The organism is Bacteroides congonensis (genome assembly GCF_900130125.1).
Classification (GTDB): domain Bacteria; phylum Bacteroidota; class Bacteroidia; order Bacteroidales; family Bacteroidaceae; genus Bacteroides; species Bacteroides congonensis.
Genome location: NZ_FQXY01000011.1, coordinates 1,779,680 through 1,801,875 on the forward strand (window position 1 = coordinate 1,779,680; position 22,196 = coordinate 1,801,875).

Annotated in this window: 18 protein-coding genes; 13 read left to right on the top strand and 5 right to left on the bottom strand. The window is 44.8% G+C overall.

Annotation, left to right across the window (positions count from 1 at the left end):
- Window positions 1–134: 134 nt before the first annotated feature.
- On the bottom strand, window positions 135–476 hold the full coding sequence (locus tag BQ7997_RS24465) for a hypothetical protein (RefSeq protein ID WP_073348383.1): 342 nt from the start codon (window positions 474–476) through the stop codon (window positions 135–137).
- A gap of 485 nt (window positions 477–961) precedes the next feature.
- The gene (locus tag BQ7997_RS24470) at window positions 962–1,207 is read right to left on the bottom strand and encodes a DUF4248 domain-containing protein (RefSeq protein WP_073348384.1); all 246 of its coding nucleotides are present in this window, start codon (window positions 1,205–1,207) and stop codon (window positions 962–964) included.
- Between the two features lie 305 nt (window positions 1,208–1,512).
- On the opposite strand from BQ7997_RS24470, the gene BQ7997_RS24475 reads away from it, so the two are divergent.
- The 9 genes from BQ7997_RS24475 to BQ7997_RS24510 all read left to right on the top strand — a co-directional run bounded on the left by BQ7997_RS24475 (window position 1,513) and on the right by BQ7997_RS24510 (window position 12,552).
- Window positions 1,513–2,019, top strand: a complete 507-nt coding sequence (locus BQ7997_RS24475; RefSeq protein ID WP_044656504.1) for an HU family DNA-binding protein — start codon at window positions 1,513–1,515, stop codon at window positions 2,017–2,019.
- Between the two features lie 124 nt (window positions 2,020–2,143).
- Window positions 2,144–2,599: an N-acetylmuramoyl-L-alanine amidase gene (locus BQ7997_RS24480; RefSeq protein WP_022138448.1), complete on the top strand. Its 456-nt coding sequence runs from the start codon at window positions 2,144–2,146 to the stop codon at window positions 2,597–2,599.
- Window positions 2,600–2,777: 178 nt separating this feature from the next.
- Entirely contained in the window at window positions 2,778–2,873 is a 96-nt protein-coding gene (locus BQ7997_RS25560; RefSeq protein WP_022138449.1) for a smalltalk protein, read from the top strand.
- A 108-nt stretch (window positions 2,874–2,981) separates the two neighbouring features.
- On the top strand, window positions 2,982–6,131 hold the full coding sequence (locus tag BQ7997_RS24485; RefSeq protein ID WP_073348385.1) for a hypothetical protein: 3,150 nt from the start codon (window positions 2,982–2,984) through the stop codon (window positions 6,129–6,131).
- A gap of 16 nt (window positions 6,132–6,147) precedes the next feature.
- Window positions 6,148–10,650, top strand: coding sequence for a DUF6443 domain-containing protein (locus BQ7997_RS24490; RefSeq protein WP_073348386.1), 4,503 nt, complete (start codon window positions 6,148–6,150; stop codon window positions 10,648–10,650).
- 7 nt (window positions 10,651–10,657) lie between these two features.
- Window positions 10,658–10,888, top strand: coding sequence for a hypothetical protein (locus tag BQ7997_RS24495; protein WP_073348387.1), 231 nt, complete (start codon window positions 10,658–10,660; stop codon window positions 10,886–10,888).
- A gap of 227 nt (window positions 10,889–11,115) precedes the next feature.
- Window positions 11,116–11,769, top strand: a complete 654-nt coding sequence (locus BQ7997_RS24500) for a leucine-rich repeat domain-containing protein (RefSeq protein ID WP_073348388.1) — start codon at window positions 11,116–11,118, stop codon at window positions 11,767–11,769.
- Window positions 11,770–11,911: 142 nt separating this feature from the next.
- Complete coding sequence (locus BQ7997_RS24505; RefSeq protein ID WP_073348389.1) at window positions 11,912–12,265, top strand: type II toxin-antitoxin system RelE/ParE family toxin; 354 nt, start codon at window positions 11,912–11,914, stop codon at window positions 12,263–12,265.
- Window positions 12,262–12,552, top strand: a complete 291-nt coding sequence (locus tag BQ7997_RS24510) for a helix-turn-helix domain-containing protein (protein WP_022138458.1) — start codon at window positions 12,262–12,264, stop codon at window positions 12,550–12,552. Before BQ7997_RS24505 ends, BQ7997_RS24510 begins: the two co-directional genes overlap by 4 nt.
- A 72-nt stretch (window positions 12,553–12,624) precedes the next feature.
- Here BQ7997_RS24510 and BQ7997_RS24515 read toward each other — a convergent pair whose 3' ends face one another.
- Complete coding sequence (locus BQ7997_RS24515; protein ID WP_073348390.1) at window positions 12,625–13,674, bottom strand: leucine-rich repeat domain-containing protein; 1,050 nt, start codon at window positions 13,672–13,674, stop codon at window positions 12,625–12,627.
- A 103-nt stretch (window positions 13,675–13,777) separates the two neighbouring features.
- Here BQ7997_RS24515 and BQ7997_RS24520 point away from each other — a divergent pair, with 103 nt between their 5' ends.
- Window positions 13,778–14,674 (top strand): CPBP family intramembrane glutamic endopeptidase, encoded by an 897-nt coding sequence (locus BQ7997_RS24520; protein WP_073348391.1) that lies wholly within the window; start codon window positions 13,778–13,780, stop codon window positions 14,672–14,674.
- On the opposite strand, the gene BQ7997_RS24525 is transcribed toward BQ7997_RS24520, so the two are convergent.
- Complete coding sequence (locus BQ7997_RS24525) at window positions 14,646–16,778, bottom strand: Tex family protein (protein WP_073348392.1); 2,133 nt, start codon at window positions 16,776–16,778, stop codon at window positions 14,646–14,648. The two genes, BQ7997_RS24520 and BQ7997_RS24525, sit on opposite strands and share 29 nt — an antisense overlap.
- Before the next feature lie 118 nt (window positions 16,779–16,896).
- Here BQ7997_RS24525 and BQ7997_RS24530 point away from each other — a divergent pair, with 118 nt between their 5' ends.
- From BQ7997_RS24530 to BQ7997_RS24540, 3 genes are all read left to right on the top strand, one after another.
- Complete coding sequence (locus BQ7997_RS24530) at window positions 16,897–18,837, top strand: sensor histidine kinase (protein ID WP_073348550.1); 1,941 nt, start codon at window positions 16,897–16,899, stop codon at window positions 18,835–18,837.
- A complete protein-coding gene (locus BQ7997_RS24535; RefSeq protein WP_073348393.1) occupies window positions 18,834–20,576 on the top strand; it encodes a bifunctional metallophosphatase/5'-nucleotidase in 1,743 nt (580 codons plus the stop codon). Before BQ7997_RS24530 ends, BQ7997_RS24535 begins: the two co-directional genes overlap by 4 nt.
- A gap of 93 nt (window positions 20,577–20,669) precedes the next feature.
- A complete protein-coding gene (locus tag BQ7997_RS24540; protein WP_022138464.1) occupies window positions 20,670–21,569 on the top strand; it encodes a helix-turn-helix domain-containing protein in 900 nt (299 codons plus the stop codon).
- A gap of 35 nt (window positions 21,570–21,604) precedes the next feature.
- On the opposite strand, the gene BQ7997_RS24545 is transcribed toward BQ7997_RS24540, so the two are convergent.
- Window positions 21,605–22,189 (bottom strand): Crp/Fnr family transcriptional regulator, encoded by a 585-nt coding sequence (locus BQ7997_RS24545; RefSeq protein WP_022138465.1) that lies wholly within the window; start codon window positions 22,187–22,189, stop codon window positions 21,605–21,607.
- Between the last annotated feature and the right edge of the window lie 7 nt (window positions 22,190–22,196).

The window sequence follows — 22,196 nt, forward strand, 5'->3', positions numbered from 1 at the left end:
GTGTGACTTTGGATTTTAGATGTAGCAGCATTTGTTTTCGCCGGTAAAGATATGGCCTTTTTGGGGAACGGAAAAATACATTTTCCATCCCCAAAAGAAGCTATAAATTGTAGTGCGGGGGAAATAGAGCTTCCTTATTTTCCATAAAGAATTATGCGCAGTTTCTGTACACATCTACTAAGTTGAGATTCTGACAGATATCCCTCTTTGACATTGGATTTGCGGAAGTCAGCCATCTGCATAGCCATTTGGGCGATGATGTGCGGGGGAGTTTTTTCTGACAGGAGTGTGTTGTCGTCGAAGAACTTCACAAACGGTGTAAGATATTCATTTCGCTCGTCCGGGAAAACTTCTTTTTTGTGCTTTCTGAAGTACTCCAGCAGTCTTATGCTGGCTTTGTCCGATTCGGGCAGCTCACTCTTGTTGTAGAGATTCAACTGCTGGATGTGTTCGTCCGTTACTTGAAATTCGAACACAAAAATGTTCCTTTTTCCATAATTTAAAATGTTCTTTTGGATTAATAATTATTTATAAAAAGGTGCAAATATAGCACCTTTTACCTCTCGGATAAAGAATTTTTAAGAAAAATCTTAAAAGCTGTGCGTGCCAGATGTTTTTCTGTATTATTCTTCTTGTCATATATGTTCTTTTCTTATTAGCGCACGCACATTAAAAAATGGAAGTGGTATCACCACCACCAGTTTTCTAATGTATGCGTGTGCTAATAAAAAAAAGAACATATTGCGTACGCGTGCGGATGCGTACATTATTATAATGCCAACTCGATATAAGAAAAGTTATAGTCAGCTTATTTTAGATTACCATGTATATGGGCGGAAATGTCATTATAGCAAATTCCAGTTTCATTATAGCAAATCTTTTTTTCATTATAGCTAATCCGGATTTCATTATAGCTAATTTTATTTTCGTTATAGCTAACCGGAATCTGACCTGAAGAGATTCACGGCTCATCGAGATATTTCACGATGAGCCGCACCTGCCTTGCGCTGTAAGCGTGGTCGTTCTTTCCCTCGCCACCGCTGTACATAGCGTCACATAGTTCCTTGTTATTTCTGATCCACTCCCTCATCTTCCGCATGGCATACACCAACGGTACATAAGGATTGTACAAATGTGCCAGTTCCGACTTCAAATACGGACGTATGACAAACGGCTCTTCCGCCGCCTCTTCTGTTTCTGCTTTCATATCTTCGGGAAATTGATATTATCGTATTCCAAATATACGAAAAATCCCCCGGATAGCCAACTATGTAAGTCAAATAAAATCAATCTGAATAAAAGTAAATACACTCTGGATGAAACGGAATGAAAGTAAGACAAAGTAAGCCAATCCGAGACAAAGTACGTCATCTCACCCCACTGTAATATAGTACCTTTGAGGTATCGAAAGAGAAAGAAACAGAGCTCGTTCATCTCTCCCGATACTCATTGCGAAAATCGCAATCTGTAACAAATATTTTTCAATTATTAATTCTCAATTTTTAATTTATCATGGCAATACCATTTAAAAGAATGGGTCGTAAAGACCCGAGAAAGGATGACGGGGTGGTGAAATTTCACCCGCAACTTGTGACACAGGGACAGAGTGTAGACTTGGATAAACTCGCTTACATCATGAAAGACAAGAGTTCCCTTTCACTGGGAGACATCCAGAGTGTGCTGACCAATTTTGTGGAAGCGATGCGCTCGGAACTGTTCGATGGCAAATCCGTCAACATCCGTGACTTCGGTGTATTCAGTCTTTCCGCCACCACACTGGGAGCGGACACGAAGGACAAGTGCACGATGAAAAACATTAAGACGGTGAACATCAACTTCCGTCCTTCGAGCAGTGTCCGTCCTAATCTGACATCTACCCGTGCCGGAGAAAAAATCGAGTTTCTTGATCTCGATGCGCCCAAGACGAAAAACGAGGGTGGCGGAACTCCTGATGAAGGTGGCAATGAGAAGCCCGGTGGCGGTGGCGACGACGGAGAAACTCCGGATCCGGCAGCATAAGCTATTGGCAACCGATAACCGGTTATCAGTAACCGACAACCGGTAGTCGCCGATAATCAAAAACCGGCAATCAGTAATCAACAATCAGTAATCAACAATCAGCAATAGAAATATCAGCTACACCATGAGAAAGATTGACTTAATCGTGATCCATTGTTCCGCCACCCGTGAAGACCGTTCACTTACGCCGGATGATTTGGAAACGTTGCACCGGCGACGCGGATTCAACGGTACGGGCTATCACTACTACATCCGCAAGGATGGCACGGTTCACCTCACCCGTCCGATTGACCGTATCGGCGCGCACGTCCGGGGATGGAACGCTCACTCGATAGGCATCTGCTATGAAGGCGGCCTGGACTACCGGGGACGCCCGGCAGACACCCGCACCCCGGCACAATGGTCTTCACTGTGGCAACTGGTGAATCTGCTGCTTAAGAAATTCCCCGGTTGCCGGGTGTGCGGTCACCGCGACCTCTCGCCCGACAGCAACGGAAACGGGGAGATTGAACCGGAAGAGTGGATTAAACAGTGCCCGTGTTTTGAGGTGAAAGCGGAGTTCGACAGTCCTGCCGGATAGGATAGATTCACCACTTCGCTACGCAAACTATCAGTTTTCAACAGGAAAGTTATCGATATGAGGTAAAAGCGAGTTTTCAGGTAACGGGTATTCAAGTAAGAGAGTTTCAGGTAAGCAAGTATTCAGGAAGTAACAAATCTTTTAAAGTATCGGAAAGGAGGTGTGTAAAGTTATGGCAATGAAAAAATCCCTTTGGGACATGATCCTGAAAGTGGTTATCGCAGTGGCATCGGCAGTGCTGGGCGTTGTGGGCGGTAATGCGATGAATCTGTAAAAATCAGAAAGTTTATGACCAAGGCGGGAGACGATAGACTGTCTCCCGCCTTATTATTTTATTTATATTATATCCAAATTTATTATTCAACCCAATATGGTAAAAACAATGAAAAGAAAAACAATTATACGGTTCGGAGTTTTCGTGATGAGCCTGCTTCTATTGGCTATGCCTATAAACGCCGAAGATGAGATTCCCCCGTTTATTCCTACTTCCACGCACGACCCGGATGTACAATCTCCTCAACTGGCTGCCATAAAACGCCATGACAACCTGCCGGTAGAACTCAATACAGGCGGAATAAGCCTGGAAATCCCATTAGTCAACTGGAAAGACCGGGACTTTGAATGTCCCGTATCTCTTTCATACAGTTCTGCCGGCTTCCGGCCCAGAGAACAAGACAACTACGTGGGGCGGAACTGGATGTTGAACGTGGGAGGAGTCGTCTATCGGAAAGTGAATGGTGTGCCCGACGATCTCAATTGGGGACTGATACCCATCGCCGGCGATGCAGGGCCGTCGAACTATCAATATGCCAACGGCTTTCTCTATATGCTGAACATGCATAAGTTCAATCGCGACGAAATGTTGCAAAACTATCGAACGAATCCTTATAAATATGCCGCCTATAAAGACTCCCTATCTTGCATGCCGTCCATTCCCGGAACGAATAGCGTTGAAGCGTCGGCAGACGTGTTTCATTTCTCTTTCGGCAAGTATTCGGGCAAGTTTATGATCAATTTCGACGGTAGCGTGAGCGTATCGGGTAATAATGGCGGGAAATATAAAGTAGACTTGAGCGAGATGGCGATATTTGATTCAACTACGCCCCGCGAAACCCGCATACGCATCATGACCGACGACGGATATATTTACACTTTCGGGGGTGGAGGATATTCTTCGTTGGAATACAATGCACTCGCCTGGAAAAATCATATTTCCTCTGTAAACATACAACCTCAATTCAGCCGAAATGAAATCAGCGCATATTATCTGACAGAGATACAGGCTCCCAACGGACGGAAACTGATTATTAAATATAGAGACGATATCAACGAAGATTATCATAAACATCCCGAGATGCTAAGCACTTTATACAACAAGCCGGTTGCCGAGATAGGGAGTATGGCTCTTCAATATTCGCTGTCGGGCATGTCGAAGAGTCAGGCTTATCGAAGCGCGACATCCTCTTTTGATGAAAATCCGGCTTTTAAACCGGAACCTCTCAGAAGCTACGCACTCACCAAAGTAGCATTGATTGACCGTATAGTAACCACTGATTGTGAAATCCTTTTCACTTACTCTGCCCGTGGAAAATATACAGATTATGGAAGTGAAGTGGCGGAACAGGGAAGTTTTCCTTATATCTGCGGAGCCAAACTGGACGAAGTGACTCTCTCGTGCCGCTCTTATTCGGAAAAAGCGCTACTATCTTACACCTATGAGTTTGGCAACCGTATGTTTCTCCGCAGCGTGAAAAACAAAGAAGGTCGCTATGACTTTCAATATAAAGTGGGAGGGATTGCTTCTGTGCCCACTCCTTTGTCTTATAACATCGACCATTGGGGATTCTGGAGAGGATTGCAAACCAACTCGGGCATCATCCCACGCATGAAACCGGGCACACTCTATGCCCAGGATTATATCATCACCAGCAATGATCGCGATGCCACAGGAGAATGCTATGACTACACCCTCTTGCAACAGATGACATATCCGACCGGAGGCTATACCCGTTTTGAATATGAACCGCACCGGTATTCACTCTTCCCCCAGCCATCTTACAATAGCCACTACTACCTCAAACCTGAGTATCCGGTGGGAGTTCACGATGCACCGGCAGGTGGAGCACGTGTGAAATCGGTCACTCATTATGAGCAGGACAAAGCTGTGAAAAAGACTATCTATACGTATGGCTACATTGCGTATATGGGTGAGCTGACGTACATGCCCTATTATAGATATCTTGCTTATTTCATCAATGATAAAGGAGAGAATCTAATCAAATATATTAGTTTTGACAGTGAAGGCATTACCGATGTTCCTTACCCTTCGGTGCATATCCGTTATCCGGAGGTGACGGAACACTATGTTGCTCCCACGGCAAAAGACTTGTCGGCGAAGCATCCTTATAAGACTACGGAATTTGTGCACAATCTGGCAAGTACCTACAACTATCAGGGCGACTTTTCATACGCCACTGCTCCGAATGTGTTCCCGCTCGATCCTGACAAAACATTCAAGTATGAAGACATAAAGCAGTATAATCGCAATTTGTTGGCACACCCCACCGTCGATGTTTCCCTAAAATACGGCAAGGTTCAGAAAGAGAGCTTCTATAATGACGAAAAGAAGCTGGTGGCACGCACCGAGTATGAATACAGCTATCTGAACAAAGACAAATGCGCCCTGCGAATCTATACGGCAGCCCCTCATTTCGGTCTGCGGACAGGATTGTACAGTCATATCATCAACGAACCATTTTATGAATACGCATTGGTGAAGAAGACCACCTCGCGCTATATGCCGGAGAACGACAGGGAAGCCCTGCGGACACCGGAATGGTATGAGTATGATAAAGACGGATATTTGTGCCGCCACTCTGCATTAAGAAGCGAGGGCGACTCGCTTGTGGAGAACTATACCCGCATTCAACGAAACGCCGGCTACGGCATACAAGTACTTCCTGCTGGGCATTCGCTTCGCATGGCCGATGCGGACAAAGATGTATTATTGAAGCGAGACACTGTCTGTTATACGCTCTGTCAGTCCGCCGACGGTTCGTCTGTTTGGCATATGCCGCAATTCGTCACTTCTTTTGACGGAAACGGAAAAACTCAAAACGTGAAGGAATTGCTTCACCGTGACGTTTACGGCAATCCGACGGAGATAGTGACCAATCATTCGGAACGTGTCATTTATCTGTGGGGATATTACGGGAAATATCCGGTGGCACAGATTAAAAACGCCACTTATAGCGAAGTAGGGAGTGCGTTGGGCAAGAGTCCCGCAAGTGTGTCGCAAGCATTTTCTTGCGATTCATCATTGAGCGGTCTTCAAGCACGTCTGCCTAAAGCACAAGTGACTACTTATATCTATCATCCGTATGCAGGCATAAAGAGTGAAACCACTCCCGACGGAAAAACTACTTACTACGATTACGACGCGAAAGGACGGTTGGTGAAATCTTACCGAACCGGAGAAAACGGCAAACAAGAGATTCTCCAACTGGCCAATTACCATATTATTAACGAATAAATATCTATCCGAACACATGAAGACAATATTTTCAAGATTGATACTGGCGCTTGCATTCTTGTTGGCGGCAAGTGCGACTTCGGCAGAAGAAATCGACCTGAAGGAGTTGCGCTACACATACGAAAACCATTTAATGACTAACGATAGTCTGTCGGAATATCTTTTTCACTTGGAATATCCGATGCTAATGACCGTCAACCATGCCGGTTCTCCGGCAGACAGCACTTCGCTTCGGTTATGGGAGAAGAAGGAAGGTGAGACTGAATACATTTTAGTGACCGAAGTGCATGATCACAGCCGGGCATCCGGCACTGCTCATCTCTGGAACCGTACCGGAACTTCAGGCAAAGTAAGAGAGGACACATTGGCGATGAAAAACGCACAGGCATTCTTTTGCCGCATTTTACCTGCCGGTTATTATAAATTGACAAGCATAAGAAAAGGGGAAAGAATGTCTGCCGGCTGCTTGCCCGAACTGAAAACAAATATCTATGCGCAGGCAATAGCTGCTTCAAAATCTGATCCGTTGACAGTAGAATTATATCGGTGGGGCGTTTGCAGTTGGAATGCTCCCTATCGGAAAGATGGGACCTTATACTATCAGCTTTCCGTGGAATGCAACCTGACGGTGGATATTGAAACGTATGATGCGGGAAACAGTACGCTGTTTTTGAAGGATGCCAAAGGAGTGGCCATTGTGCAAAGCACAAACAATAAGATTACACAGCAAGCATTGACTCCGGGCAATTATATGCTAAGCATGGCTGTGGAAGAAGGATATTGCAAATCGGGTATACGCATCACGTCAACCGATGAAATAGGTAATACGATTGAACGTCCCATCCCTATCAGTGCTTCGGGATATCGCTCTTTCAGAACTGAAATATCCCACTTGTCGGACACCTACGGCGAGAAGGAAAAAGACATTTTCTATTCTTTCAATGCGGAAGCGGAAACGATATGTGTATTGGATGCTTATTATTCTTCCATGACAGAGAAAAGCCGGATTTTCATCACGGTGCTTAATGAGAAAAAAGAGGTGGTAGAGAAAGTATCTTCCGATTTATATAGTGCACGATTGGTTTGCAGGCTCGCCCCAGGCATATATTATCTGGTGTGCGAAGGAGGGTTAGGACTCGATGGAACTTTAGTGGTCGATACTAAAATCAGACCGGTAAGTCCTACACCACCCACACCGGAACCTGAACCCGCCCCCGTGCCTACTCCGGAACCGCAACCAAAGCCGGAGCCTGAAATCCCCGAGCAGCCGGAAAGTTATATTCCTTCTGCCACCCGGAATTACATTCAAACCATTGTCCCGACAATCGGCAGTGACTCCGTAGCCAACTTCTCCTACTTGAGTAAAGCCCGGCATCAGATTCAGTATTATGACCATTTGGGCCGTCCGGAGCAAGAGATTGAGTATAAAGCATCGCCTTCAAAAAAGGATTTGATAACCTATCGCCAATATGACGAACTGGGGCGTGACAGCCGCCAGTGGCTACCCACCGAACGTGCCGAAAGCACATCGGGAGTCTGGATGAAGCCTGATGCCTTTATCTCGAATGCCGGAAAGCTATATGGTGACAAATCTGCCTGTAGTTCTACCGTATATGACGGCTCGGCGCTCAATCTTATAAAGGAAGAATACGGACCCGGAGAAGAATGGCAAACTGCCGGACACGGCATCAAGCACGATTACCGTGTCAACACATCCGACGACCATTGCCTTTGGTTGAGCAGCGGGGGAGTAAGGGAGCTTCCCCGGCTCCTGCAACACGGCACATATCCCGCCTATGAACTAAAAGTGGAGTCGGCGGAAGACGAAGACGGACATACGTCCTACAGCTTTACCGACAAGCAAGGACATCTCATCCTAAACCGAAACATCGCAGATAATGATACACTGGACACCTACCATGTGTATGATGACTACGGCAACCTTTGCTTCGTCCTGCCACCTGCTGCTACCGACAATCTCTCGTTGCTCCTTCAGACGGGAGAACTGCCGGATGGTGAAGCCTGCCGGACTATGTTAGACAAGTACGCCTATCAGTATTGTTACGACTACCGCAACCGCTGCATCGCAAAGAAACTTCCGGGCTGCGACTGGCAGGAAATGATCTATGACACCGCCAACCGCTTGATTTTCAGTCGCGATGGCAATCAAAGGAAACGTGAGGAATGGAGCTTCCTGTTTTCTGATTCGTCGGAACGCTCGGTATTATCGGGAATCTATCACGGAACATTAAACGCCGCCTCTTATGAAGCATTCAACGTATATGCAAGTTTCAAACCTGAAAACGCTTCGACTCTCTACGGCTACGTGCTTCATTATCCGGCGGAAATCAATCCGGACAGCCTTGAAGTACTGAAAGCCAATTATTACGATACGTATGATTATAAAGAGCATTTGTCAGGTTTCAATGCTTCACTGGAGTATGTGGAGGATGAAAATTACGGTAAGCAATATGCAGACATTGCCAATCTGCACTGCAAAGGTTTGATCACCGGAAGCATGACCAGTACGCTGGAAAGCGGTGAAGAACTGTATGGCTGCTATTATTACGATTATAACCGGAACCTAATCCAGTCGCGCCAAACGACCTTGAACGGAATTACTCTGGTGGATAAGTCGTCTTTCAATTTTAGCGGAAATCCCACTGCCACTTGTGAAAAGTATGGCAATGATATCACTTTATGCAAGGCCTACACTTACGACCACGCAGGAAGACTGACCTGTGAGAATCATGTATGCGAAAACGATACTACCGCCTTTCTTTATTCTTTCGATGAAATCGGTAGAATGAAAAGTCTCACCCGTATCAACGGAAAAGATTCTCTGACCACCATTAACAGCTACAACATCCGTGACTGGCTGACAGGAATCGACAGCCCTGTTTTTAAACAGTCGCTTCACTATACGGATGGTGCAGGCACTCCCTGCTATAATGGCAACGTGAGCAGCATGATATGGCAGACGGATACCTTGGCCACTCGAGGTTACAAATTCTCTTACGACGGTCTTTCACGATTGAAAGACGCTAATTACGGTGAAGGTTCGTCTCTGACCGATAACTCGAACCGGTTTGATGAACAGGTGACAGCGTATGATAAAATGGGAAACATCCTTGCCTTGAAACGGTACGGTCAGACTTCTGCTTCCGCATACGGATTGATTGATGATTTATCTTTGTCGTATGATGGCAATCAATTGCAAACAGCAAATGACAATTCTTTGAATTCGGTGTATGTCAATGGTTTCGAATTCAAAGATGGAGCAAATGAGGATATAGAGTACTTTTACGACAACAATGGAAATTTAATACAAGATTTAAATAAAAAGATTACTGATATTCAATATAATTGTCTAAATTTACCCGATCGGATAGAGTTCGGAGATGGCAACAGTATTTCCTATCTTTATGATGCGAACGGAACGAAGCTCCGGACAACGCACGTGATAGATGGAGTGACTACTACCACCGACTATTGCGGCAATGCGGTCTATGAAAATGGAGTGTTTCACAAGTTGTTGACGGAGTATGGATACGTCACTCTCGCGGACACGGCATACCATTACTTTCTGCAAGACCATCAAGGGAATAACCGTGTAGTGGTCAATCAAAACGGAACGGTAGAGGAAGTAAACTATTACTATCCGTTCGGCGGTATATTTGCTTCAACGTTTTCCGTACAGCCTTATAAGTATAATGGTAAGGAACTGGATAGAAAAGGTGGATTGGATTGGTATGATTACGGGGCGAGGATGTATGATGCTGCGATAGGGAGATGGCATGTGACCGATCCGTCGGCTGAAAAGTTTTATTCTCTCAATGCTTACAATTATTGTTTTGACAATCCTGTGAAACATGTAGACCCGGATGGAAAACAGGGTAGACCTGTCAGACCACCGGTAAGAAGAGGTTATAGAAATGCGGGAAGACCTAATCCTTATGCTTTTTATCCAAGAGGAATGAGACCACAGTCTTATACGCAAAAGACTTCTGTGTCTTATCGCGGTAAAAGTCCAAAGAAAATGGAAATTATGGAACCGCCTGTTCTTTTGCAGACAGTTAATACTCCTGGGGGAAATGAGGTGCAGATGAGTAATAATAATGAGTGGGGAATGAAAATCTCTGGCGGCATAGATCTTGCAAATAGCTATAAGGATTTCAAAGAATTGCTGATTAGTCTCGTTAGTACTGTACGTTATGGAGAAAATGGCGTCGTTCAAAACAGTACAGAGATAGTAATTGATGACCCTCAATTGGCTATGCAACAGCTTGAGTATGAAGCAGAAGCAAGAAATATCGAAAAGGAATTGGGAGAAGTCGATATTACAGGTAAATCAATGATAGAAATTATTGAAATGCTTGCCGAACGTAAACAAGTCATACAAGATAGACTCGGCTTATCTCCAAAAGAAATTATACAGACTGAATTTTATATTCATCCCGAAAGATTTCAGCCTGGAGTAACAGTAAGACGGGTTTTGCCGACAATTATTCAACACTAATATATTTATGAGGAAAAGAAAGAAAAAATGGACGACTAAGAACACCCATATTGAAAGGAAGAAAAAACAAGAATATTATGATAAAGACTTTACCGGATGGGTAGCAAAAATAGGATCATGGATGATACTTATTGCAGCAATTATTTTTATAATTGTTGTCGCATTTAATAATCATATTGTTGGCTATGACCACTTCATCGGCATACCTCGTGAATGGATACATTCTTTATTAAAGTAACACTTAACCGCCCTGATATAAGTTGAACTAAAAACAACTTATATCAGGGCTCACACTTACCCTTTGAAATATACTTCTCAAATTTTGAACAAAAAGTATTATTATCCCATAAATTTATTCTACCTTTACGACACAAAACAAATCTTCAGGATAAAAAGCAATTCTACATTGTAATATACCCTCCGGATAAATAGTAAAAAATAATGTTGAATTTAAACTAAAGTACTATGACACACAAACTTATTGTAGCGGGGGTGGTAATATTTTGTCTTCTCTCATGCAAATCAGAGAATGTATGGGAAGAATTCGAAGACCCGGTATTTATCACTTATCTTCATGATAATTACGATATTCCCATCACGGAAAATGGACACATAGACTTGGATAACGATGACACTCTCCGGGCTTTAGGGAAAATAACATTCCTGAATATTAATAATATAAATTGCATAAGTCTGAAAGGTATTAATAATTTGGTCAGTCTCACCCAGTTATATTGTGGAGGTAATAGGCTGACATCTCTTGATGTAAGTTATCTGGATAACTTGTTTGAATTGGATTGCTCGAACAATTACTTGAAATCCATCAATGTAAGTGGATGTAGTGATTTAGAGATTCTTTATTGTAACAACAATCAAATAAAAAAATTAAAGCTTGAAGGATGTAAGCATATAATGTGGCTAAAATGTGGGAAGAATCAACTTAAAGAATTGGACATAAGAGGACGAAACAGTCTCAATGCCATATCTTGTGTTCCGCAAACTGATGATAAAAATAATATCCAGAACCTAACTATCATAATGTCTCCTGGAATGAAGCAAATTTGGGAAGAATCCTGGGCAAAGTGGAATCAAAATGTAAATGCTATTTTTAAAGAATAAGTACAGATGAAATACGAAGGTTGCCACATCTTGTGCATCAACCTTATGTCAGGGGTGGAGTCTGAATGTTAAATGTTTGTATTTGTATGAAATAAGCCTTTTTTAGTTTGCTTGAATGTAATTTATAAATTACCTTTGTATTATGAAAGTTAGAGAAGTAATAACGTATAAAGGGTATTTTGATGAGTTTTTCAAAAAACAACCTCAGAAGGTTCGTGATAAAATTATCAAGATATTGGATATAATCGAACAGATAGACCGAATACCTTTGACGTACTTGAAATATATTGAGGGCACTAACGGATTATTTGAGGTTCGTGTACAATTAGGCAATAATATATTTCGCATCTTTTGTTTTTTTGATGGTAATAAGTTGGTGGTTCTGTTAAGTGGCTTTCAGAAAAAGACACAGAAGACACCACCCGAAGAAATAAAAAGAGCCGAACGACTTATGACTGATTATTATGAAGAAAAAGGAAAGGAGATAATAAAATGAATACAAAGACTTTAGACCAGATTAAGAATGAATATTACGGTGAGATTGGAATGCCGGAACGGGATAGGCTTGAACGGGAACTTGAGGCTTTGCGTATCGGTTTTAAGATACGAAATGCAAGAGAAAAGTTGAATATGACTCAAGCTGAACTTGCAAGCCGTGTCGACAAAAAACGTACTTTCATATCGAAAGTGGAAAATGATGGAGAGAATATCACTCTCAAAACATTGTTTGATATTGTGGAACGCGGACTTGGTGGTAAATTGAATATCGAAGTTCAAATTTAAGGCTGAATCTATATTTTCCCCTGATATAAACTGACTAATAACGAGTTTATATCAGGGTAATTCTTTTTTTTCTTATTTCTTATAAACCAACTTACTCGGCACCCCGTCTCCAAACAAACTATCACCCAGCGTTGTAATCTTATCTCCCGTAGCCAACACATAACGCAGATTATCACATCCCATAAATGCACCGAACTCGATAGCCGTCACACTGGCCGGCAGTTCCAATGTACCGCAAAGGCGACCGCAGTTGCTGAACACACGCTGTCCGATAGACTTCAGATTATGCGGTAATTTCATATTCAACAGGTACTTCTTCTGTGCAAAAGTGAAATCGGGGATAGCCGTAGCGTTTGTCTTGGAAATATCGACCGACACCAGATTCGGCATATAATCGCGGATAAGTTTGAAATCAGCATTATCCAGTTTTCCTTCAACGGTCAGGAAATTGATATCACGAGGCTGCAATCCCGCTTTCAGAATCTCCTCTTCCAGTTTGCCCATAAGTCCTACCTGCAAAGTCGCTTCCACCGGCTCACCTTCGATGAAAGCAAAGTTCTGCCATCTGTCCTTGTAGCGGTAAGAGTCGCTGCTACCCAGCGGGACGAAGATAGCGGTAACACTGTCCGCCAATGCTTCCGGCAACAGGTTGGGAGCGGTCTTTTTGCGGATCTGGCAGATTTTCAGATTCTCGCATCCTTTGAAGGCGGCATCTTCGATATTCTTGGTCTTTTCGGAGAGGATAACTTTTTCTAAAGTCTGCTTACCTTTAGTCACTCCGTCCACTATATTGGAGAAAGCATAGGCAGGGATGAAGTTCGGCATATAAATGTAGAACTTGCCGTTTGGATAAGTTCCCGACTTACCGCTGTACATCTTTATTTCGGCATTCGAAATATCCAGCACTTTCAGGTTATCGAACTCGTCACGCAGGTGCCTGAAGTCTTCGGCATTCAGTTTTCCGGTAAGGGTGAGGTGGGTGACGGCGTTGGCTTCGTCTTCCGTCATCATGGAAATCAATGTTCCGGGTTTGCTTACATAGTACGTTTTACTCACTTGCGCTGCGGCTCCTAATGTGTTGGCAGCCAATAAGAAGCTTATCAATAGTAGTTTAAATTTCATAATTTTGCGGATTTGTTCTGACAAATATAGGAAAAAACAGGATTACATGATGTTTTTTTATGTTTTATATCTAATTTTGTAGCCGGATTAACAAATTGTAAAGATGGCGGCAGACGATATTGTAGAGAAAAAAGAGCCAAAGAGACTTCCTGTATGGGCGTGCATCCCACTGTTCATTGTGGTGTTTCTGGTATTCATGGGATTATATGGTACGTTGACTCAAGGTTTCTTGTCATTGGTGCTTGGTGTGGAAGCCCGCCATCCGGGGATGGTGGGGTATATTCTGCTCGAAACCAGTATGTTGTTGGCTGTCCTTACTGCCGCCGCTATCATGCTCCGCTTTGAACGGCGTCCGTTTTCCGATTTGGGACTGTCCGTAAAGGGGCACGCAAGCGGGCTGTGGTATGGTTTTCTGATGGCTGTCTTGTTATATTTCCTCGGCTTCGGACTGTCTTGGGTGATGGGAGAAGTGGAAGTGACCGGCTTTCAGTTCAAGCCGTTGGATTTGCTGGGGTCGTTGTTGTTTTTTCTGTTAGTCGCGTTGTTTGAAGAGATTCTGATGCGCGGGTATATTCTCGGACGTTTGCTGCACACCCGCCTGAACAAGTTCCTGTCACTGTTCATCTCGGCGGCGTTGTTCGCCTTGCTGCATATTTTCAATCCGGAGATAGACATCCTGCCGATGGTAAATCTTGTACTGGCAGGCATGCTGTTGGGAGCTTCCTATTTATATACGCGGAATCTTTGTTTCCCCATTTCACTGCATCTTTTCTGGAACTGGATACAAGGCCCGATATTGGGCTATCAGGTGAGCGGGAACAATTTCATGTCTACTATGCTGAAACTGCGTATGCCCGAAGAGAACGTACTGAATGGCGGAGCCTTCGGTTTTGAAGGCTCGCTCATTTGTACAGTACTAATGATCGTGTTTACGATTCTGATAGTCTGGTGGGGTGAGAAGAGAGAGGCGATCAGTCTTGCTGTACCCCGATCATGCTAAGCTGAATCCGTTTCCGGTCGGTATCTACGTTCATTACTTTCACCATGACGTGCTGATGGATGGATACGACTTCTGTCGGGTCGGAGATGAACCGTTCGGCCATTTGGGAGAGATGTACAAGGCCATTCTCCTTGATACCTATATCGACGAAAGCACCGAAATTGGTGATATTGCCTACGATGCCCGGAAGAATCATTCCTTCGCGGAGATCGGCTATGGTGCGCACGTTCTTGTCAAATTCAAATACTTTGATGGCTTTACGCGGGTCACGTCCCGGTTTGTCGAGCTCTTGCAGGATGTCCTGTAAGGTAGGCAGACCAACGGTGGGGGTGATATAGTCGGAGATGGTAATCTTCTGACGGATCCCCTTGTCGGTTATCAGTTCATCGACGGTACATTTCAGGTCTTTTGCCATCTGCTCCACGATGTGGTAACTTTCGGGATGCACGGCCGTATTGTCCAACGGGTTCTTTGCCTCTGGGATACGAAGGAAACCCGCACATTGCTCAAAAGCTTTCGCGCCCATGCGCGGGACTTTCATCAGTTCTTTGCGTGAACTGAATGCTCCGTTTTCTGCCCGATAGTTGACGATATTCTGGGCCAGTTGCGGGCCTAAACCGGAAATGTACGTCAGCAGATGACTACTTGCCGTGTTCAGGTTCACTCCGACAAGGTTCACGCAGTTTTCTACAGTCTGGTCGAGTGCCTTCTTCAGCTTCGTCTGGTCTACATCGTGCTGATATTGACCGACTCCGATGGATTTGGGATCAATCTTTACCAATTCGGCCAACGGATCCATCAACCGGCGTCCGATAGAAACTGCTCCTCTGACTGTCACGTCATATTCGGGAAACTCGTCACGGGCGATTTTGGAAGCCGAATAAATGGAAGCTCCCTGCTCGCTGACTACAAACACGGGAATCTGACGGTCGAAGCTCTGACGGCTGATAAAATCTTCCGTTTCACGACTTGCCGTCCCGTTACCGATGGAGATGGCTTCTATCTGATAGGCTTCAATCATCTTGCGGAGTTTGGATGCCGCTTCACTGGTTTTGTTGACGGGCGGATGCGGGTAAATATTCTCGTTATGCAATAAATTTCCTTGCGCGTCGAGACAGACAACTTTACATCCGGTACGGAATCCGGGGTCGATGGCGAGTACCCGTTTCTGTCCTAAAGGCGCTGCGAGAAGTAGCTGGCGAAGGTTTTCGGCAAAAACACGGATGGCTTCATCGTCCGCTTTCTCTTTCGACTGGGCGGCAAATTCCGTTTCGATGGAAGGTTTGAGCAGGCGTTTGTAGGCGTCGATGGTAGCTTCGTTCACTTGGCGGCTGCATTCGTTGTTGCCACGTACGAACTGGCGTTCCAGACGTTCGAGGCATGCTTCGTCGTCCGGGGTGATGGAGACTTTCAGCAGTCCTTCCGATTCTGCCCGGCGGATGGCGAGCAGACGGTGGGAAGTGCAGCGTTTCAAGGGTTCGGAGAAGTCGAAGTAATCACGATATTTGGCGGCTTCTTCCTCTTTGCCTTTCACTACTTTGGCACTGATTTCCGCCTGGCGGCTGAATTGATTACGTATGGCGTTGCGGGCACGCTCGTCTTCGTTCACTTGTTCGGCGATGATGTCGCGCGCACCTTTCAGGGCATCTTCCACATCTTTCACTTCACCTTTGACAAAGGCGGCGGCACGGGCGGCGGGATTGTTTTCCCTTTGTAACATCAAGAGGGTGGCGAGCGGTTCCAGTCCTTTCTGACGGGCTGCTTCGGCACGCGTCTTCCGCTTGGGTTTGTAGGGGAGGTAGATGTCTTCCAGTTCCGTCGGATTCCAGGTATCGTTGATACGTTTTTCCAACTCGGCGGTCAGCTTTCCCTGTTCGGTGATGGTGCTGAGAATCGTCTCTTTGCGCTTGGCTATGTCGCACAGCTTATCATGCTGCTCCTTTATCTGCTCTATCTGAACTTCATCCAGTCCGCCCGTAGCCTCTTTACGGTAGCGGCTGATAAAAGGAATCGTGGCACCTTCACCCAGAAGATGGAGAGTGCTGCTTATTTGTCTTTCCGGTATCCCTGACAGGCCGGAAATCATCTTGTGAAATAATTCCATATATAGTCTTTTGAAAATAAATGAGCGACAAAAATACATATAAATCTCATATAACCCGACAAGTTTTATTATATTTGCAGCTTGAATAAAAGAATTGACACATCAAAACTGCATGATTATGCTGAGATTTTTAGGATATCTTTTTATCTTTTCCCTTTGGCTTTTACAGTCAATGGAAATCTTTGCTGCCTCTAAAGACAAGAATCCCATCCTGATTATCTGTTCCTATAATCCCGCTGCCCACCAGACTTCGGTAACTATTTCCGACTATATGGAAGAATATAATAAGTTGGGCGGAAAACGGGATATTATCATCGAAAACATGAATTGCAAGAGTTTCTCGGAGTCTCCTTTGTGGAGCGACATGATGACGCAGATTCTTTCTAAATATAAGGGGGAGAACCATCCGGCACAGATTGTCTTGTTAGGACAGGAAGCGTGGGCGGCTTATTTGTCGCAGAGGGATTCGATGCAGGTCAAAGTGCCGGTGATATGCAGTCTGGTCAGTAGCAATGTGGTGATTCTGCCGAAAGATACGATGGAGCATCTCGATAGCTGGATGCCCGAATCGGTCGATATATTTGACGACCATCTGAATATTCCTGAACTGAAGTCGGGCTTTATCAACCGTTATAATATTGAGGATAATATCCGCATGATTCAGGCTTTTTATCCGAAGACGGAGCACATAGCTTTCATTTCGGACAATACCTATGGTGGAGTGACGATGCAGGCGTTGATGCGAAAGGAGATGGAGAAATTTCCTGACCTTGACCTGATTCTGATGGACGGACGGAGACATACAATCTACACGATTGTCGAGGAATTGAGAAATCTGCCGGAAAATACAGTGATTATGGTGGGAACCTGGCGGGTGGATATGAACGAGGGGTATTTCATGCGGAATGCTACATATGCGATGATGGAAGCGACTCCTACCATCCCGACTTTTACACCATCATCGGTGAGCCTGGGATATTGGGCAATCGGCGGCGTGCTGCCCGATTACCGGAAAGTGGGTGGAGAAATGGCTATGGAATCCATCCGTCTGGATAATCAGGCGGATAACCGGATAGGGGATGTGGAGAAGCATCTGGAGATTATCGGTTGCAAGGCTGTATTGGACAGCCGGAAGATGAAAGAGTGGGGGTTGAATCCGGATGTTTTACCTTTTGATGTGCAGCTTGTCAATCAGCCGGTTTCGTTCTATCAGCAGTACACGTATCAGATATGGTCTGCCTGTGCGCTGTTTGTGGTGTTGACGCTGGGACTGTTCATTTCTCTTTTCTTTTATTTCCGTACGAAGCGTCTGAAGGATGAACTGTTGAAGTCGGAGAAGGATTTGCGCGTGGCGAAAGATAAGGCGGAAGAGTCCAATCGACTGAAGAGCGCTTTCCTTGCGAATATGAGCCATGAGATACGGACACCGTTGAACTCGATTGTCGGATTCTCGGATGTGCTGGCTGTGGGCGGCAGCACGGAAGAGGAACAGCAGTCTTATTATCAGATTATCAAAACGAATTCTGACTTGTTGCTGCGCCTGATTAATGATATTCTCGATCTTTCCCGTCTGGAAGCCAACCGGGTGACTTTGACATGGGGGGAGTGCGATGTGGTGCAATTGTGCAGGCAAGTGGTGGCTTCCGTCAGTTTCTCGCAGCAGTCGTCGGATAATCAGTTTCTGTTTACTACAAAAATTGATACTTACCGCATGGAGACGGATGTACAGCGTATGCAGCAGGTGATTATCAATTTGCTTTCAAATGCGAATAAGTTTACGAAAAAAGGAACGATTACGTTGGACTTTTCGATTGATGAGACGAAGCAAATGGCTGTTTTCTCGGTGACGGACACGGGATGCGGTATCCCGAAGGAGAAGCAGGGGCTTGTGTTCGAGCGTTTTGAGAAGCTGAATGAGTATGCGCAGGGAACAGGTCTGGGACTGTCTATCTGCAAATTGATTGTGTATAAATGGAAGGGTGCTATATGGATTGATCCCGACTATACCGGTGGGGCCCGGTTCGTATTCTCGCATCCGCTAAAAATAGAAAAAGAATGAAACGGATTACATTAATTTATGTGTGGCTTCTATGTCTGGTGCTGTCGGCGGCAGCGCAGGAAAAAGTGGTGAAGCTGAAGATTGTACAGACAAGCGATGTGCACGGCAACTATTATCCTTACAATTTCATAACCCGTCAGGAATGGAAAGGCAGTCTTGCACGGATATATTCGTTTGTGCAGAAAGAGCGCGAGCAGTATAAAGATAACCTGATATTATTGGATAACGGGGATATTTTGCAGGGACAGCCTACCGCTTATTATTATAATTACATAGATACTGTGTCTCCGCATCTTTGTGCAGAAATGATGAATTATATGAAGTATGATGCCGGCAACATGGGCAACCATGACGTGGAAACGGGACGTGCCGTGTTCGACCGTTGGATCGGCACTTGTGACTTCCCCGTGCTGGGTGCCAATATCATCGATACATCTACGGGAAAGACGCATCTGCCGCCTTATAAGGTGTTGGAGCGTGACGGCGTGAAAATCGTTGTTCTCGGAATGATTACCCCTGCCATCCCGGCATGGCTCTCGGAAAATTTGTGGAAGGGGTTACGTTTTGATGATATGGAAGAGACGGCTCGCAAGTGGATGAAGATTATTCGTGAAAAGGAAAATCCGGATTTGGTCATCGGGCTGTTCCATGCGGGACAGGAAGCATTCAAGATGTCGGGAAAATATAATGAGAATGCGTCACTGGATGTAGCGAAGAATGTGCCGGGATTTGATATGGTATTGATGGGGCACGACCATGCCCGTGAATGTAAGAAGGTGATGAATGTGGCCGGAGATTCGGTGCTGATTATTGATCCGGCAAGCAACGGGGTTGTCTTGTCGAATGTGGACGTAACTGTCAGGATGAAAGACGGCAAGGTCTTGGGCAAGGATATTCAGGGAGTGCTGACGGCTACGAAGGAGTATGGTGTCAGCGAGGATTTTATGAAGCGTTTTGCTCCGCAATATGAGGACGTGCAGAAGTTTGTTTCCAAGAAGATCGGTACGTTTACCGGGGATATTTCTACGCATCCTTCTTTCTTCGGCCCTTCTGCTTTTATAGATTTGATACATACATTGCAGCTTGATATTACAGGGGCTGAGATTTCCTTTGCCGCTCCGCTTTCATTCGACGCGGAAATAAAGAAGGGAGATGTATTCGTGAGCGATATGTTCAACTTATACAAATATGAGAATATGTTGTATGTGATGACATTGTCGGGAAAAGAAATCAAGGATTTCCTGGAAATGTCTTATTATATGTGGACTAACCGGATGAAGTCGCCGGACGATCATCTGCTCTGGTTCAAGGAGAAACGTCGTGAAGGTGCGGAGGACAGGGCTTCTTTCCAGAATTTCAGCTTTAACTTCGATTCGGCTTCGGGCATTATTTATACGGTGGATGTCACCAAGCCGAAAGGGGAGAAGATAACGATTGTCAGTATGGCGGATGGTTCTCCTTTCCATTTGGATAAGATTTATAAGGTGGCGTTGAACTCTTATCGGGGTAATGGCGGTGGAGAATTACTGACAAAAGGGTCGGGCATTCCTCAAGAGAAATTGAAAGAACGTATTGTCTTTTCTACTGATAAGGATCTTCGTTTTTATCTGATGAATTACATTGAGAAGAAGGGAACGATGGATCCGAAAGCGTTGAACCAGTGGAAGTTCGTTCCGGAGAAGTGGACAGTGCCTGCTGCCAAACGTGATTCCGAATATTTGTTCGGGCATGGTCAATAAGTAGCCAATAATGTTCTTTTTGTCCTGTAATATCCTATCTTGACTTGTATATATGATTTATTGCTGATATATTTGTCGTAAAAAAGAGAGAGTATGGATATTCAAAGTGTTCCGAAGATTGGTATTTCTTCGGTGGTTCATTCAAAGCATATAGATTCCGACAGCATTGATGTTGTTGATAATGATATAGCGCTCTTCGATACGGAGAGCGTTATTTCCTTGTATAATGGCCCCAGTAAAATGGAGGTACTGACAATAGGGCTTTGCCTGCAGGGCGAAGGGGCTTTCAATATCAGTTTGCGCGAGTTTCAGTTGTCACCGGGAGTGATGGTAGTGGCGTTGCCGAATCAGATTATCGAACACCGGTATTTCAGTCCGGACTATAAAGGTATATTCTTTGCTGTGTCGAAGAATGTATTGGAGACATTACCTAAGGTCGGGAATATGCTTTCGCTGTTTTTCTATCTGAAGGATTATCCATGCTTCAGTCTCACTCCGCATGAGCAGGAAGTGATTCAGGAATATCATACGTTTGTGAGAAAGCGGTTGAGGGACAAAAAGGGTACATACCGCAGGGAAGCTGTAATGGGTTTGATGCAGGGCTTTTTCTTCGAGCTTTGCAATATCTTTAATAATCATGCTCCTGTAGCTGCTGCGCCTAAAACCAAGACCAGAAAAGAGTATATCTTCGAGCGTTTTTATGAATCGTTGGTCGAGTCTTACCAATTTGAACGTAGTGTGAAGTTTTATGCGGATCAGTTGTGCCTGACGCCCAAGCATTTGTCGGGTGTGGTGAAAGAGGTCAGCGGGAAAACGGTGGGAGAGTGGATTGATGAGTTTGTTATCCTGGAAGCGAAAGCGCTTCTGAACTCTTCAAGTATGAATATACAGGAGATTGCCGACCGGCTGAATTTTGCCAACCAGTCTTTTTTCGGGAAGTATTTCAAGCATTATACAAATATGTCTCCCAAGGAATACCGGAAAAGCCGATAACGGGGAATTCCGTTATCGCAGTCGGGAAGAATGTCTTATAGAACCCCGGAACGTACGCGGCTCAATGTTTCGGGCGTCATCAGCAGGTAAGAGGCTATGTACGCCAAGGGAGCCCGTTTGATGATTTCGGGATGTGTTTCGAGCAGGAGATTATAACGCTCACGGGCGGACTCAAAACGCCACGAGTCTGCTTTGACCTGTGATACGATCAGGGAGTATTCCAGTATTTTCTGATAGAACATATTGATTTCCCAGTTTTCTCTCGCCAGTTTTTGTATCATGTCCCGAGGGAACAGATAGATTATACTAGGTTCCAGTGTTTCTACTATCAGTCGTGTAGGGACTTGTTTCAGGAAACTTTCAATGCACATGGTGATACATCCTTCATAGGAGAAATGTTCGGTAACGTCTTTCCCGTTTTTATAGTAGTACTGCCTGAGCATTCCTTTGCCGACAAATACGATTTCGTGGGCTACTTCTCCTTCCTTCAGCGCGATGGCTCCTTTAGGGAATTCTTCACGAATCAGTATGCTTTCTATCTGTCGTCTTCCTTCTATACTCATCTCGGGGAAACGGGAGTTTACAACGGCATTTACCGTTTCTCTTAATAGTGTATCCATGTCTTTT

Excerpts from the sequence above, each read along its gene's own strand:
- BQ7997_RS24470 (WP_073348384.1), bottom strand. The coding sequence starts at position 1,207 with ATGAAAGCAGAAACAGAAGAGGCGGCGGAAGAGCCGTTTGTCATACGT.
- BQ7997_RS24475 (WP_044656504.1), top strand. The coding sequence starts at position 1,513 with ATGGCAATACCATTTAAAAGAATGGGTCGTAAAGACCCGAGAAAGGAT.
- BQ7997_RS24480 (WP_022138448.1), top strand. The coding sequence starts at position 2,144 with ATGAGAAAGATTGACTTAATCGTGATCCATTGTTCCGCCACCCGTGAA.
- BQ7997_RS25560 (WP_022138449.1), top strand. The coding sequence starts at position 2,778 with ATGAAAAAATCCCTTTGGGACATGATCCTGAAAGTGGTTATCGCAGTG.
- BQ7997_RS24485 (WP_073348385.1), top strand. The coding sequence starts at position 2,982 with ATGAAAAGAAAAACAATTATACGGTTCGGAGTTTTCGTGATGAGCCTG.
- BQ7997_RS24490 (WP_073348386.1), top strand. The coding sequence starts at position 6,148 with ATGAAGACAATATTTTCAAGATTGATACTGGCGCTTGCATTCTTGTTG.
- BQ7997_RS24495 (WP_073348387.1), top strand. The coding sequence starts at position 10,658 with ATGAGGAAAAGAAAGAAAAAATGGACGACTAAGAACACCCATATTGAA.
- BQ7997_RS24500 (WP_073348388.1), top strand. The coding sequence starts at position 11,116 with ATGACACACAAACTTATTGTAGCGGGGGTGGTAATATTTTGTCTTCTC.
- BQ7997_RS24505 (WP_073348389.1), top strand. The coding sequence starts at position 11,912 with ATGAAAGTTAGAGAAGTAATAACGTATAAAGGGTATTTTGATGAGTTT.
- BQ7997_RS24510 (WP_022138458.1), top strand. The coding sequence starts at position 12,262 with ATGAATACAAAGACTTTAGACCAGATTAAGAATGAATATTACGGTGAG.
- BQ7997_RS24515 (WP_073348390.1), bottom strand. The coding sequence starts at position 13,674 with ATGAAATTTAAACTACTATTGATAAGCTTCTTATTGGCTGCCAACACA.
- BQ7997_RS24520 (WP_073348391.1), top strand. The coding sequence starts at position 13,778 with ATGGCGGCAGACGATATTGTAGAGAAAAAAGAGCCAAAGAGACTTCCT.
- BQ7997_RS24525 (WP_073348392.1), bottom strand. The coding sequence starts at position 16,778 with ATGGAATTATTTCACAAGATGATTTCCGGCCTGTCAGGGATACCGGAA.
- BQ7997_RS24530 (WP_073348550.1), top strand. The coding sequence starts at position 16,897 with ATGCTGAGATTTTTAGGATATCTTTTTATCTTTTCCCTTTGGCTTTTA.
- BQ7997_RS24535 (WP_073348393.1), top strand. The coding sequence starts at position 18,834 with ATGAAACGGATTACATTAATTTATGTGTGGCTTCTATGTCTGGTGCTG.
- BQ7997_RS24540 (WP_022138464.1), top strand. The coding sequence starts at position 20,670 with ATGGATATTCAAAGTGTTCCGAAGATTGGTATTTCTTCGGTGGTTCAT.
- BQ7997_RS24545 (WP_022138465.1), bottom strand. The coding sequence starts at position 22,189 with ATGGATACACTATTAAGAGAAACGGTAAATGCCGTTGTAAACTCCCGT.